10 protein-coding genes and 5 pseudogenes are annotated in these 14,745 nt (G+C 42.0%); 11 read left to right on the top strand and 4 right to left on the bottom strand.

From position 1 onward, the window contains the following. Nucleotides 1–21 precede the first annotated feature (21 nt). The 8 genes and pseudogenes from Xhom_RS04180 to Xhom_RS04150 all read left to right on the top strand — a co-directional run bounded on the left by Xhom_RS04180 (nucleotide 22) and on the right by Xhom_RS04150 (nucleotide 7,753). Nucleotides 22–1,202: pseudogene (locus tag Xhom_RS04180) on the top strand (M20 metallopeptidase family protein). Nucleotides 1,203–1,245: 43 nt separating this feature from the next. Beyond that, nucleotides 1,246–1,323 (top strand): annotated as a pseudogene (locus tag Xhom_RS42695) (type II toxin-antitoxin system antitoxin, RelB/DinJ family); the annotation flags it as partial. Nucleotides 1,324–1,329: 6 nt separating this feature from the next. Beyond that, nucleotides 1,330–1,453: pseudogene (locus tag Xhom_RS36340) on the top strand (type II toxin-antitoxin system mRNA interferase toxin, RelE/StbE family); the annotation flags it as partial. A 660-nt stretch (nucleotides 1,454–2,113) separates the two neighbouring features. Next, the gene (treB, locus tag Xhom_RS04170) at nucleotides 2,114–3,547 is read left to right on the top strand and encodes a PTS trehalose transporter subunit IIBC (RefSeq protein ID WP_069317522.1); all 1,434 of its coding nucleotides are present in this window, start codon (nucleotides 2,114–2,116) and stop codon (nucleotides 3,545–3,547) included. Between the two features lie 57 nt (nucleotides 3,548–3,604). Continuing rightward, on the top strand, nucleotides 3,605–5,266 hold the full coding sequence (gene treC, locus Xhom_RS04165; RefSeq protein WP_069317521.1) for an alpha,alpha-phosphotrehalase: 1,662 nt from the start codon (nucleotides 3,605–3,607) through the stop codon (nucleotides 5,264–5,266). Between the two features lie 225 nt (nucleotides 5,267–5,491). Continuing rightward, nucleotides 5,492–6,856 carry a PI-PLC domain-containing protein gene (locus Xhom_RS04160; protein WP_069317520.1) on the top strand — a complete coding sequence of 455 codons (1,365 nt, stop codon included), beginning with the start codon at nucleotides 5,492–5,494 and terminating at the stop codon, nucleotides 6,854–6,856. Nucleotides 6,857–6,946: 90 nt separating this feature from the next. Further along, nucleotides 6,947–7,426 (top strand): hypothetical protein, encoded by a 480-nt coding sequence (locus tag Xhom_RS04155; RefSeq protein WP_069317519.1) that lies wholly within the window; start codon nucleotides 6,947–6,949, stop codon nucleotides 7,424–7,426. Continuing rightward, nucleotides 7,427–7,753 carry a lysozyme inhibitor LprI family protein gene (locus tag Xhom_RS04150; protein WP_069317518.1) on the top strand — a complete coding sequence of 109 codons (327 nt, stop codon included), beginning with the start codon at nucleotides 7,427–7,429 and terminating at the stop codon, nucleotides 7,751–7,753. It begins immediately after the preceding gene. A gap of 81 nt (nucleotides 7,754–7,834) precedes the next feature. Here Xhom_RS04150 and Xhom_RS04145 read toward each other — a convergent pair. Next, nucleotides 7,835–8,283: pseudogene (locus tag Xhom_RS04145) on the bottom strand (GNAT family N-acetyltransferase). A 346-nt stretch (nucleotides 8,284–8,629) separates the two neighbouring features. Here Xhom_RS04145 and prlC point away from each other — a divergent pair. Together prlC and rsmJ are read left to right on the top strand one after the other, a co-directional pair. Beyond that, the gene (gene prlC / locus Xhom_RS04140) at nucleotides 8,630–10,672 is read left to right on the top strand and encodes an oligopeptidase A (RefSeq protein ID WP_069317517.1); all 2,043 of its coding nucleotides are present in this window, start codon (nucleotides 8,630–8,632) and stop codon (nucleotides 10,670–10,672) included. 6 nt (nucleotides 10,673–10,678) lie between these two features. After that, the gene (rsmJ, locus tag Xhom_RS04135) at nucleotides 10,679–11,422 is read left to right on the top strand and encodes a 16S rRNA (guanine(1516)-N(2))-methyltransferase RsmJ (RefSeq protein ID WP_069317516.1); all 744 of its coding nucleotides are present in this window, start codon (nucleotides 10,679–10,681) and stop codon (nucleotides 11,420–11,422) included. Between the two features lie 81 nt (nucleotides 11,423–11,503). Here the strand turns inward: rsmJ and Xhom_RS04130 are convergent. The 3 genes and pseudogenes from Xhom_RS04130 to uspA all read right to left on the bottom strand — a co-directional run bounded on the left by Xhom_RS04130 (nucleotide 11,504) and on the right by uspA (nucleotide 13,948). After that, a pseudogene (locus Xhom_RS04130) lies at nucleotides 11,504–11,803 on the bottom strand (helix-turn-helix domain-containing protein). Between the two features lie 112 nt (nucleotides 11,804–11,915). Beyond that, on the bottom strand, nucleotides 11,916–13,259 hold the full coding sequence (gene gdhA, locus Xhom_RS04125; RefSeq protein WP_069317515.1) for an NADP-specific glutamate dehydrogenase: 1,344 nt from the start codon (nucleotides 13,257–13,259) through the stop codon (nucleotides 11,916–11,918). Nucleotides 13,260–13,516: 257 nt separating this feature from the next. Next, nucleotides 13,517–13,948, bottom strand: coding sequence for a universal stress protein UspA (gene uspA / locus Xhom_RS04120; protein ID WP_069317514.1), 432 nt, complete (start codon nucleotides 13,946–13,948; stop codon nucleotides 13,517–13,519). Nucleotides 13,949–14,371: 423 nt separating this feature from the next. On the opposite strand from uspA, the gene uspB reads away from it, so the two are divergent. Beyond that, nucleotides 14,372–14,701, top strand: a complete 330-nt coding sequence (uspB, locus tag Xhom_RS04115; protein ID WP_069317513.1) for a universal stress protein UspB — start codon at nucleotides 14,372–14,374, stop codon at nucleotides 14,699–14,701. Nucleotides 14,702–14,745 lie beyond the last annotated feature (44 nt).

Below are 14,745 nucleotides of genomic sequence, written 5' to 3'. Positions count from 1 at the left end.
GTTCATATAAAGGGGGATTTAATGAACAAGAACCAATATAACGTAAGTGAAAAACTGTTTGAACTGAATGAGTTCAGCAAAAAAACACGCCAATATTTACATAAAATCCCTGAATTATCCGGTCAGGAAGTTAAAACGTCCCAGTATTGTCATGATTTAATGACCCAATTTGGTTATGCCACCAAAACCTATGAAGGCTATACCGGTTTTATTGCGGACTTAATCGTTGATCCAGCGAAGCCCTTGATTGCATTCCGTGCTGATATGGATGCCCTCGCCATGCCCGATATGACCAACAATGAATATAGCTCAATTCATGAAGGGTGTGCCCATAACTGTGGTCATGATACCCATATGGCCATCGCCCTGACAGCCGCCAATTATTTGTCAAAACATCGGGATGAAATGCATGCCAATGTCCGTTTCATCTTCCAAATGGCGGAAGAAGACATGCGCGTTCCTGGGGAGGATAAAATGGTAGAGCTGGGTTGTGTGGAAGGTGTTAGTGAAATCTACGCCCTGCATAATTGCGGCGCATTGGAAACCGGATATATCAGTTTCAATGCAGGAGTGGTATCTTCATGGGGCTCATCATGGATACTGGATGTATACGGAGTTTCCGCCCACAGCTCAACGCCCCAGAAGGGGTTGGATGCCATTCGGGAAACCTGTCGTATCATTGATTATATGGATTATATCGTTGCCAAGAAAACGGATCCTTTCAGCCCCGCGGTATTCAGTTGCGGCATGATCAAAGGGGGAACCATACCTAACGCTGTAGCCGATCACGTTCAGGCATGCGGGACAATCCGCGCTATGGATCAAGAAACAGACCAGATCCTGAAAAGCAGCTTTCAGGAAATTATTGCCCGCAGTGAAGCGGGAGGATTCAAAACCACCATCACCTATGACAGCTATCCTGCTGTGGAAAATCATCCGAAATCCCATCAAAGAATACTGGAAGCCGCAGCCCAATTTCTTCCAATCGAACATATCGAATCAAATAGTCACCCCATAACCGGCAGCGAAGATTTCAGCTATATGATCAACGCGACCAGAGATCGTATCGGCGCAATGTTTTCCTCGGCAGTGGCAATAAAGCCAAAGGAATAGATAATTACCTGCATTCTAATCCTTATTTTGTTGATGATGACAGCCTATTGGTGGGAGCTCAAATCTTTATTAACCTCGTCAGTCGTTAATTATCGTTTGCGTCCGGTAATGGTAATATAAACCGGACGCATCATTGCTAACAGTGAAAAAGGGATTGATATTCATAAAGCAAAATATGCTGATGATCTCTTTGATAAACTGGGTATCTGATAGATCATGAAACAACGGGAGATTGAATACTCTGGACAGTTTCATAAGGATTTGAAATTGGCTCAGAAGCGCCATAAAATATCACCCACCACAAGGGAATTATAAGGAATGTCGGGATGATTATATTGAATAAGACTGGATTATTATCTACAAAATTAAATATATTGATATTCACCTTAGCGGCATTTATTCCTCAAACTTACTCAACCAACTTTATGAACACAACCCATATAACGCATTTTCTCAGACACCATGTGATATAAATGGAACTGCTAAATTAAATAATGAGATATGGAGTTTCTCTATCAATGGTGGTGGAATAAGTGAATTTAAAAATAACAACAAAACTATTTATCTGGGTTGTGAAGCGAAAGAATGTGAACCTTTCTTTATTTTACCATATGATGGAATGAATTCATAAACACACTTGATTTAGTGAAAAAACAGCCGATATCATGTAACAGCATTCTGTTAGGAAGTGCTGTTTTTGTGTGAAAAGGTAAATACAAAATCAACACAATACATAATAAATATCCATTAATTACCTAAGCAATCAAAAAAATTTTATCAATGAGCATTTGAAATATAAAAAACCTTAAATTTCAATCCAATGTGAGAAAATGTGATCCAAAACTCAAACAAAACATATTTTCATATTCAAAATCTCGAAATATAACTAGGATAAATTAGCTATTATTTCAGTCTATTCACTATCTCATCACGAGAGTAATCATTCTGTTAATCGCACAATTCGATTAGTTATCACTCCTGCCCACCAAGGAGAAAAGGCATGAAGAAAAAACAAATAAATCAAAAGGATATTGATAATCTTATCACCTTAATTGGTGGAAAAGAGAATATCGCTTCCGTCACACATTGCATTACTCGTCTCAGATTCGTTCTCAATACACCAGAAAATGCAGATGCCAAAGCCATTGAAGAATTATCGATGGTCAAAGGCTGCTTCACCAATGCCGGGCAGTTTCAGGTGGTCATTGGAACGAATGTGGATGTTTATTATAAAGCCTTGCTTGAAACGACCGGAAAACAATCCGCTGATAAAGAAGAAGTTAAACAAGCCGCTCGCCAAAATATGAAATGGTATGAGAATGCAATTTCACATTTTGCTGAGATCTTTTTCCCATTACTGCCCGCCCTCATCAGCGGTGGTTTAATTCTTGGTTTTCGTAACCTCATCGGGGATATCCCCTTTAGCGATGGTAAATCACTTGCACAACTTCATCCTGTCTGGAAAAACATCTATGATTTCCTTTGGTTGATCGGTGAGGCAATATTCTTTTATCTCCCTGTCGGTATTTGTTGGTCTGCCGTCAAAAAAATGGGAGGAACCCCTATCTTAGGGATTATCCTGGGGATTACGCTGGTTTCTCCACAATTAATGAATGCTTACCTACTTGGGCAGCAAACCCCCGAAATCTGGAATTTCGGCTGGTTTACAATTTCTAAGGTCGGTTATCAGGCGCAGGTCATTCCTTCCTTACTCGCTGGTCTAACGTTGGGATGGATTGAAACCCGGCTGAAAAAATGGGTGCCGGATTATCTCTACCTTGTGATTGTCCCTGTAACCTCCCTGCTGCTGGCTGTTTTCCTTGCCCACGCGCTGATAGGCCCTGCTGGACGCGCTATCGGTGACGGCGTTGCTTGGGCAGTCAAAGGGTTGATGACAGGTAGTTTTGCCCCCATCGGTGCCGCTTTGTTCGGTTTCTTCTACGCTCCGCTCGTTATTACAGGTGTACACCAAACCACTCTGGCTATTGACCTACAAATGATCCAGAGCACAGGAGGAACCCCAATCTGGCCTATTATTGCGCTATCCAATATCGCCCAAGGCTCCGCAGTAGCCGGAATTATCTGGGCAAGTAAGAAGAAAAAAGAACGCGAAGTTTCCATCCCCGCAGCAATTTCAGCCTATCTTGGTGTCACTGAGCCTGCCATGTATGGTATTAACCTCAAGTATCGCTATCCAATGTTCTGCGCGATGATTGGGGCAAGTCTGGCAGGGCTTATCTGTGGACTCAACCAAGTGACCGCTAATGGCATCGGTGTTGGGGGAATACCAGGAATTCTTTCTATCAAGCCGCAGTTCTGGATGGTTTTCCTTATCGCCATGCTCGTCGCGATTATTGTGCCATTGCTACTGACCGTTCTGGTTTATCGTAGAAATGAACGCAAAACACTCTTGCCCAATGATCTAACCAATTAATTGTGCAGGTGCATTCAATTAGCAAGTACATTCATTAGCAGGTATGCAGGTATATTTATGACCGAACAAAAACCATGGTGGATGGATAGCGTTATCTACCAAATTTATCCAAAAAGTTTTCAGGATAGTACCGGGAGTGGCACAGGGGATATCAACGGGATCACCCAGCGGCTGGATTATTTACAACACATTGGCGTGGAAGCTATCTGGATCACGCCCATTTATCCATCTCCACAAGTGGATAATGGTTATGATGTAGCCGATTACTGCGCAATCAATCCTGATTATGGCTCGATAGAGGACTTTGATAATTTGGTGAAGAATGCTCATCAACGTGGCATTCGCATCATTTTAGATATGGTCTTTAATCACACATCCACTCAACATCCGTGGTTCCAAGCGGCACAAGATATTCATAGTCCTTACCGCCAGTTTTATATCTGGCAAGACAGTGTCAACAATTCCCTGCCCAATAACTGGAAGTCTAAATTTGGTGGTAATGCGTGGCAATGGCATGCAGAGAGCCAGCAGTATTACCTCCATCTATTTGCGACAGAACAGGCCGATTTAAATTGGGAGCATGAACCTGTTCGCACCGAGCTGAAAAAAATCTGTGAGTTCTGGGCTGATCGTGGTGTTGATGGATTGCGGCTGGATGTTGTTAATCTCGTCTCAAAGCAGCAGGATTATCCTAATGATGATCGCGGTGATGGCCGCCGATTCTACACCGATGGCCCTCGGATACATGAATTTCTGCAGGAAATGAGCCGTGATGTTTTCCAACCTAAAGGATTAATGACCGTCGGTGAAATGTCATCCACGGGGCTTGAGCACTGTCTCCGCTATAGCGCACTGGATGGAGCCGCGCTGTCCATGACATTTAATTTTCATCATCTGAAAGTTGATTATCCGAATGGCGAAAAATGGACTATCGCCAAGCCTGATTTTATTGCCCTGAAAAAGATTTTCTCAACGTGGCAACAAGGTATGCATCAAAAAGCATGGAATGCGCTTTTCTGGTGTAACCATGATCAACCCCGCATTGTGTCACGATTTGGAGATGAGCATCAGTACCACAAAATCTCCGCTAAAATGCTGGCAATGGTGCTACATGGTATGCAGGGCACCCCATATATCTATCAGGGTGAAGAGTTGGGCATGACGAACCCTCACTTTACAAGTATCGAAGAATATAGGGATATCGAAAGCCTGAATATGCATCAGGAACGGATTGATCAAGGTATGCAGCCAGAGGAGATACTGGCTATTTTAGCGCAGAAGTCTCGTGATAATAGTCGAACCCCCATGCAATGGGATGACTCAACGAATGCGGGTTTTACTACGGGTACACCGTGGATTGCACCTTGTAGTAATTATCCAGAGATCAATGCCGAAGCCGCATTACAGGATAAAGATTCGGTCTTCTATTGCTACCAAGATTTAGTTAAATTGAGGAAGCAACAACCCGTTCTAACATATGGTGATTATCTGGATTTGTTACCTGAGCATCCATCACTGTGGTGTTATCTGCGTCGTTGGCAGGAGCAAACTTTGCTGGTTATTGCAAACCTAAGCAATGAAACACAGCTTTGGTCTCCAGAAATTTCTCTCACTGATAAAGAATGGCGGGCATTAATAAACAATTATCAATTTCCTACAGAAGTAGGTCATGATATGCAAATTAAACCTTATGAAGCAATATACTTAATAGCAGAATAGTGATTTTACTTAATCATTATTAATTAAGATAAATAACTTAAATTTAATAACATAATAACCTCGTCTCTAATCGGACGAGGTTATTCCTTATTTATCAAACCAAATCCAGTCGATAAAAATAGTGGTTAATTTTTCAATCATATTTTTTATTTACACTATACTCAAATATAACCAACTCAGAAAAAATCTTAGGAACATAATTTTTATTTAACAAAAGAGGTTATTATGGGCGATAGTGTAAATTTATCTCTAATCAATAATACAAATATTGATTGGGTAAGAGTTAAGAGTGAATCTTATCAAATGAATCACTGGAATTTTCCAGAAAAAATAAAATCCAAAAGTGCGACAGAAGCATTAATAGAAAGAAGTGATTGGATTCTTAATGATCATAACCTTGATACGGGCATGGCTGAATATAAATTACTTGATTCAAATGAAAGTAGTTTACAAGTGATTGCAAAATATCATAATGACAAGGGATTATTTGTAATCAGTATTTACTTCAAAAGCTTAAGGACAGACGGGAACTTACCAGGTTCGACATTAATACTAGGCTGGTATCCAGATTCAATAGTCACATTTATACTTTCAGGCGAAGAAAGAAGATATACAGGAACGAACCTAAAAACTGAAAGTTGGATGAATGACAATTGGAAGCTGTTGGGGGATCTGCCATTAGAATCAATCTGTATCACTGGCTCTCATGATGCTGGCATGAGTAAAATAACGTCTAAAACTGGGTTAAGTAGTGAATGTAATACACTTACTCAAACCCATGATATATTAGGGCAATTGAATTTAGGGATAAGGTACTTTGATATCAGACCCGTAATCAGTGATGGCCATTTCCTTACAGGTCATTACGCTCATTTGGCACTTACCTGGCAAGGTGCAAACGGCGAATCAATCCAATCTATGATCGATGCCATAAATACATTCACACAAAAAAATAATGAATTAATTATTATCAGACTTGCTCATACCCTTAATACTGATCTTGGCAATAATTCTTATCGCCCCTTTACAAAAGAAGAATGGGGTAAATTATTTACTATATTAGATGATGTCAACTATCTCTATCATCATGATGAAGCAGAAACAAACAAACCTCTTTCTCTGTCACAGATAACATTAAATAAATTTACTGATAATGGTTCCCATGCTGCTGTTCTATTTATAGTAGGAAAAGAAAAAGATAGCAATAACAATATTAATTTAGGAGAACGATATAAAAAAGGATTTTTCTACTTTAGTGATCTTAATATGTATAATAAGTATTCCAATACAAATGATTTCAAGAAGATGTCTGATGATCAAATTGCTAAGATGAATAAATATTCTAAAAATAAGTATTTTTTATTATCTTGGACGTTAACCCAAAATTCTCTTCAATCCGCGGGATGTCCACTTCCGTTAGTTAAGAGTATTAAGGAAATGGCAGAGTACGCAAATCAACACTTATCAACGTTTCCCTATAGAGTTATCGACTCATCTTCATATCCCAATATCATCCATGTTGATAACGTCTTAGATACAAATATAACTGCATTCGCTTTAGCCATTAATTATAAAATACATTCAACATAGCAATAGGTGAAAAGGCTATATTCATGTGATGGCACAGGCCAAAAACCTGTGCCATACTCTTGCTAACTTCATGCTCGGAGTAAACCTGCTATGATTAATTCAAAATACTTAACCTATTTTGGTGTAAGTTGCTTTCTTTTTTCCGCCTCTATACAAGCACAACTCTCATCAACTCCATTATCCAAAACTCAAAAAAAATACCTGCAACAACAAATTAATGAACAAATTACAGATAAATCTGCACTGCCAATGGTAGACAGTTGGTCAGAAACCAAAAAAGTCGCAGAGTTTATTTGTCGTCCTTTGGCTTTATCCGTTATTAAACAACAATATAAAGATGCTGATAAAGTTTTCCTTGGTATTGACTCGCCAAATGACATAAGGCTGGAGAATTCTTCTGAATTAATCGGCATAGGTATGTATCGGACGGATGACGGCTGGAACAACATTAAATTCACCTGCAAATTAGATGCAAATGGCAAAGCGCAATCATTCAAGTTTGAAAAAATAGTACCACCCAAATTACAAACAGGACCGGGACCTGTAGTTCCACCTAAGAAGGAGAAGTAAATGAAATATTTATTTTTTCTGTTACTTATTCTGTCTCCACTCAGTTTCGCAGCCAGTTTTGATTGTGCAAGAGCCAAGGCTCCGGATGAAAAAACTATTTGTTCAAACCTAAAGCTGAATGATCTGGATGTGGAGTTAAGTGTGAAATACAACTTCCTACGAGGATTATTCGCGATGGGAGTATCTGGCGAGATATATGATAGTCAAAAGGCATGGCTGAAACAGCGCCAACAATGCAAGGCGGATACGTCATGCCTGATCAAGAGTTATCATCAGCGTATTAATGAACTGGATACGCTTTATAATTCGATAGATAAGCCGATTTGATAGAAAATATTCAGGACTCAAGGAAAACTCTCTTTCCTTGAGTTTTTATTATGAAAAACGCATAAAAATACTAAAATAGAATCACTCTTTTCTATAAATATCAGGTCGAACTATTTGCCAAACACTATTTTCATGATTAACAGGAGAATAACCAAATTTTTCATATAACCACGGGCCGTTGTCGTGACGAGCATGATCCTCCGTAATCGCTGCACAATAGGATGAGATTGACAGCACGCCATTAACCAACCACCTAATTGCTGTTTCTGATACTCTTCTAATACATACACATCACATAGATAGCCGAAAGTAGCAAAATCTGTTACGAGTCTCGCAAATCCTATTTAGGTTTTATCTTTGTACAACCCAAACGTCAGGCTGTTTTCAATAGAATATTTTACTGTTTCGAGATCAATGCCTTCAGCCCAACGGGAACGCGTAAGAAATTGGTGGATAGCCGGTATATCTAATAGAGATTTATCTGTTGAAACTTGATAAGTTTCTTTTTCCCAATGGAGATGTTGTTTCATATTTTCACCTTCCAACATTTATTCTTCGGCATATATCCAATAGGTTTCTAACTGTATTAAACGGCAAGGTAATCGATCCCCGAAAGCATAGCTGACTATATGACTGAATTGAATGAACGTAGACAGCAAAAATGTAATTCAGCACCTACCCTATTAGGCTCTAAGATATACCTAAACATATTAGTCACTTCTCAGATCTCTGATATAAAAAGAGCCGGATTTTAAGTATAAAAGTGCGGCATTAGCATTGAACTCACGGTATCTTATCCCCATCTATCGTCAACAACCCCTTGCGGTATCAGGCTGGTTTCAGCATATACCCAAATACACATATAAGGCGCTCATTATGACTAACCCGTTACTGACATCTTCTGCATTGCCTAAATTCTCTGCAATTGAACCAAAACATGTCGTGCCTGCTGTGAAAGAGACGTTAGCCAACTACCGTCAAGTAATTGAGAAGATTCTGACCGAAAACTCCGCTTTTACTTGGGATAATCTGTGCCAGCCAATTTCCGAAGAGAAAGATAAGCTTGACCGTGTCAGGTCGCCTATCAGTCACCTGAATGCCGTCAAAAATAGTCCGGAACTTCGCGAAGCCTATGAGCAAAGTCTGCCTCTGCTCTCTGAATTCAGTACTTGGTTAGGGCAGCACAAGGGGCTATATCAAGCGTATAAGTCACTGAAGGCGAGTGAAGCTTTTAATACACTTTCCCAGCCGCAACGTAAGGTTATCGAAGATACCTTGCTTGATTTTAATTTGAGTGGTATTGGCTTGCCAGAAGAAAAACAGAAACGTTACGGTGAAATTACCGCCCGTTTATCTGAACTTGGCGCGAAATTCGGCAATAATGTGCTGGATGCCACAATGGGATGGACTAAGCTGATTACCGATGAGTGCGAGCTGGAAGGTCTGCCTGATAGTGCCAAAGCGGCTGCCAAGGCTGCCGCTGAAGCCAAAGGACAGGAAGGATGGTTGCTGACGCTCAATATGCCAAGTTATCTGCCTGTCATGACCTATGCCGATAATCGTGAATTGCGCAAAGAAATGTATTACGCCTATACGACTCGTGCTTCCGATCAAGGCCCGAATGCCGGGAAGTGGGATAACAATGATATTATGGCGGAAATACTCGCGTTGCGTCATGAACTCGCCCAATTGCTGAGTTTCAAGAACTATGCAGAAAACTCCCTTGCCACTAAAATGGCTAAAACTCCTCAGCAAGTCCTCGATTTCTTGAATGATCTGGCCAATCGTGCCCATCAACAAGGTGAAGACGAGCTGGATGAGCTCACCGAATTCGCAGAATCACAATATTGTGCTGATGATCTGGAAGCATGGGATCTGGCGTATTACAGCGAGAAACAAAAACAGCATGATTTCTCCATCAATGATGAAGAACTTCGTCCTTACTTCCCTGAACAACGTGCACTGGAAGGGCTGTTTGAAGTGGTTCGCCGTATTTATGGCATCACCGCCAAAGAGCGTCATGATGTGGATACCTGGCATTCTGATGTCCGTTTCTTTGAGCTATATGATGAGAAACAGGTCTTGCGTGGCAGTTTCTATTTAGATCTCTACGCCCGCGAAAATAAACGTGGTGGCGCGTGGATGGACAGTTATGTCGGCAGAATGCGTCATGCTTCTGGCGAATTGCAAAACCCTGTCGCTTACCTGACGTGTAACTTCAACAAGCCAGTGGGTGATCAGCCTGCACTGTTCACGCACGATGAAGTCACTACTCTGTTCCATGAGTTTGGGCACGGTCTGCATCATATGTTGACCCAGATTGAAGCTTTGGACGTTGCCGGCATCAGCGGTGTACCGTGGGATGCTGTCGAATGTCCAAGCCAGTTTATGGAGAACTGGTGCTGGGAGCCGGAAGCACTGGCATTTATTTCTGGTCATTATCAGACCAAGGAACCTCTGCCACAGGAGATGCTGGATAGTATGCTGGCAGCCAAAAATTATCAGGCGGCCATGAGAATTCTGCGTCAGCTTGAGTTTGGCTTGTTCGATTTCCGTCTGCATGTTGAGTATGATCCAGCCAAAGGGGCGCAAATCCTGCAAATTTTGCAGTCAGTGAAAAAACAAGTTTCTGTTGTGCCATCACCTGATTGGGGACGCTTCCCTAACTCCTTTAGCCATATCTTTAATGGGGGTTATGCTGCGGGTTATTACAGCTATCTTTGGGCAGATGTTCTGGCAGCAGATGCGTACTCCCGCTTCTCAGAAGAAGGCATTTTCAATCGTACAACTGGTCTGTCATTCCTCGATAATATCTTGAGCCGTGGCGGCTCAGAAAATCCAATGACGCTGTTTATTCGCTTCCGTGGTCGCGAACCACAACTGGATGCAATGCTGAAGAGTTATGGTATTGCTGGATAATAACCTGTGAAAATTTGTTTAATTTGTGAAGAAGGCGCTGATCGCAGCGCCTTATCGCTATTGGCTGAACGCTGGAATCTGATCCACGATGAAGATTCAGTCATGGCTTTGGTATTAACCCCCGAACGGTTGGAACTGCGCAAGCGCGATGAACCAAAATTGGGTGGAATTTATGTCGATTTTGTTGCCGGTACGATGGCCCACCGTCGCCGCTTTGGTGGCGGTCGCGGTGAAGCAGTTGCCAAGGCAGTGGGCATCAAGAAAGATTATGTGCCTTCTGTCGTGGATGCTACTGCAGGGTTAGGGCGCGATGCCTTTGTGCTGGCTTCCATCGGTTGTCATGTCAGGATGCTGGAACGCCATCCCGTTGTAGCAGCGTTGTTGGATGATGGCCTACAACGCGGCTATCAGGATGAAGATATCGGCGAATGGCTGAAAGAGCGTATGACGTTGATCCATGCCTCAAGCATTACGGCATTGACGGATATTACACCGCCACCTGATGTGGTTTATCTTGACCCAATGTATCCACATAAACAAAAAAGTGCTCTGGTCAAAAAAGAGATGCGCGTTTTCCAATCATTGGTTGGGGCAGATGAAGATGCGGACAGTTTATTGGAGCCTGCCTGTGCGCTGGCAAAACGTCGGGTTGTGGTGAAAAGGCCGGATTATGCAGAGCCATTGGCGGGTGTTAAAGCATCCGCAGCCATTACAACCAAAAACCATCGTTTTGATATCTACCCTTGCTGATCGCTTGATTAAGACAAAGTGCCGGATAAACAGCCAGCACTTTGTCAGTAATCTGAAACGTCTGTTACAGGGCGTTTGTGATTAAACTGTAAAGCCGTAATGTGTACCGTTGGGCAGCTCAATATCGAGACGCAATTTGGCACAGAAGCTTCAACGTAACGTTGAGGGAAGACAGTTTCAGATCACGGTCATGCTTCTCCATATCAGAAACAGTAGGCAGCCTGATACCAAGAGCCGTAGCGACGTCACTCTGGGTCATGTTTAACCGTTCGCGAAGCTCTGCCAAGTGAATATTGAGTAACATCTCTATTGCCACAGACTCTGCTTCAGCAACAATTTCGGCTTCTCATTCGCCAGTATTTGCTCAAAAGTTCTTGCCATAACTCCCCTACCCCTTCTTTAGTTTCTCTCAATGTGCCGTAAACTCGCGATCAACTATTGGAATCATCACTTTATATTCGCGTTAAGGAGTTTTCTGCTGTTTCATACCGAACTACACAATTCCCTGCGATAACATTGCATCCGCTACTTTAACAAAGCCAGCTATATTCGCGCCTTGCACGTAGTTGATCTGTTTGCCTTCACCACCATATTCGACGCAAGCGTGATGGATATCGAGCATGATGTGATGTAAGCGAATATCGACTTTCTCAGCTTTCCAGCACAAACGCGCTGCGTTCTGTGCCATCTCTAAACCTGAGGTAGCCACACCGCCCGCATTGGCGGCTTTTCCCGGTGCAAACAGAACTCCCGCTTCAAGAAAAGCGTCAGTCGCAGCAATCGTCGCTGGCATATTTGCGCCTTCGGCAACCGCCTTCACGCCATTTTTAATCAGCGTCTTCGCTGCTTCCAGATCCAGCTCGTTCTGGGTCGCACACGGTAGCGCGATATCAACAGGAATTGACCACGGATTTTGACCTTTGAGGAAGGTCAATCCCCGCTCTTTAGCATATTCTTCTACACGGCCATAACGCTGGTTTTTTATCTCTTCAAGATGTGCCAGTTTTTCCGGTGTAAAGCCTTCTTCATCTAAAACCGTGCCGCCTGAATCCGATGCTGTAACGACTTTTGCACCCAATTCCATACATTTTTCGATGGCATATTGAGCAACATTTCCCGCACCAGAGACAGATACCCGCATTCCTTCCAGCACCATACCGTGGCGTTTCAGCATCTCATTGGTGAAATAGACCAGACCATATCCGGTGGCTTCAGGACGAATCAAACTCCCGCCAAAAGAGAGTCCTTTGCCGGTGAAAACACACGCTGTATTGTTGGACAATTTTTTCATCATGCCCGCCATAAAACCAACTTCACGTCCGCCTACACCAATATCTCCGGCAGGCACGTCGGTATCCGGCCCCAAATGGCGGTACAATTCTGTCATCAATGCCTGACAGAAACGCATAACTTCACCGTGGCTTTTTCCTTTGGGATCGAAATCAGAACCCCCTTTTCCTCCGCCCATTGGCAGCGTTGTCAGCGCATTCTTCAGGGTCTGTTCAAAACCCAGAAATTTCAGGATGGAAAGGTTAACGGAAGGATGAAAACGCATTCCGCCTTTGAATGGCCCAATAGCAGAATTAAATTGAACCCGCCAAGCCCGGTTAACCTGTACTTTACCTTGATCGTCAACCCAGCAGACGCGAAATTGGATGACTCTTTCTGGTTCTACCAGACGCTCCAATAACCCCTGTTCACGATATTGTGGGTTCTGTTCAAGAAAAGGCCAGAGTGAGGTCAACACTTCCCGAACCGCTTGTAGGTATTCTGGTTGATGTTGATTGTGATATTGAATCGAATCAAGAAATGAGGGTAAAGATGATGAAACATTCATTCAGGGCTTCCTTTTTGTCATTCAGAAGTGATGCCCCCAGTCATTTTCCATATTATTTTTTTGTCGAAAATGTGAGGTAATTACAGTTTGCTTTCTGAATATAGCACTGTTTTACGCTTAAATTTCAACAACTATTTTTATAAATTCCCTTAAAAATATCTTTGACAATTTCCAAAAAAGTTTCATCATCTTTTTTGCGCACAAAAAAATCGCCTGCATAAGCCGGCGATTTCATAGAATAAAACTTCAACCGAAGATTATTCTTCGTCGCGCAAAGGCACAATCAACATATCAACATGAACGGTGTTAATAAGCTGACGAGCTGAGGACATCAACTTGCTCCAAAAATCCTGATGGTGACCACACACAACCAAATCCATGTCATATTGTTTGATAGCATCAACAAGGACTTGCCCTAAATCACCACTACCACTCAACGTTTCCTGAACAGGGTAACCCGCACTAGCAGAGAGTTCTTTCAGTGAATTACGGGTTTCATCTGCGATACGCTCCTGCATATCACCCAGATTAACGTCAATCAGGCCGGTATAAAGATCGGAGTAGTTAACATCAACATGGATCAGGGAAACTTTGGCATTATACGGTCTCGCCATTGAAACAGCTTTCTCCACAAGAATCTGGCTTTCAGGAGATAAATCAACCGCAACAAGAATATGTTGGTAAGCCATAAGTGAACTCCTTCCATAACGTTGATTAAATGGATTGGCAGCACTGAATGCCATGATTCAATATTTATACTATACCTGCTCAAAGTGTCTTTTTAGTGTTGTTTCGATCACAACTTGTTGTTTTATTTTCTTAACCACCTGAAAACATAGATCTAGAGACCAAAAATAGCAACATATCTAAAAGCTTATAGCCCATAGGTTTCAAGTTACAGACAATAACCTGTGATTTGCAAAATGAAGGGGATATTCACTAGATTTTCTCTTAACCATCAATAAACAGAACCCTAATTTTCATCCAAGCATAAATACACAGGGCACTGTATTTATGCCTAAAATTTAATATAGTGATTACTCACCTTAGTGTTTTTTCGCTTGGGTTCTTCTTTCTGACAGCTTTTGCTGCCGTGCTAAGTAGGAGGAAGTATGTTCAATACTGTGGCACTCTTTTGGGCTGTTTGCCTTACCTGCATTGTTAACATTATGCGCTACTTCTCTTCGCTCCGGGCACTCCTGTCAATCTTGCGCCAATCTGACCCAATGCTGTATCAATCAGTTGATGGTAATGGTTTTTTTACAACAGGTGGACAGTTTAATAAACAGATTCGGCTCGTGCGCTACATCAACTCGCAAGGGTATATCAACCACCACGATCCCGATGTTATTTTTTTGTGCGAAAGGTTAAGGAAGCAATTTATCTTGACGGAAATATTATGTGGAGCCGTTGCGCTATGCCTGATAGCAATCGTAATTTGAAGTTACATTGAATCATTAACGTGAACAGAAAAAACAGGTGGAAA

Origin of the sequence: Xenorhabdus hominickii (assembly GCF_002632725.1) — a bacterium.
GTDB classification, from domain to species: Bacteria; Pseudomonadota; Gammaproteobacteria; order Enterobacterales; family Enterobacteriaceae; genus Xenorhabdus; species Xenorhabdus hominickii.
Note: the sequence above shows the minus strand (reverse complement) of the source record. Positions and strands in the feature narration are given on the sequence as shown.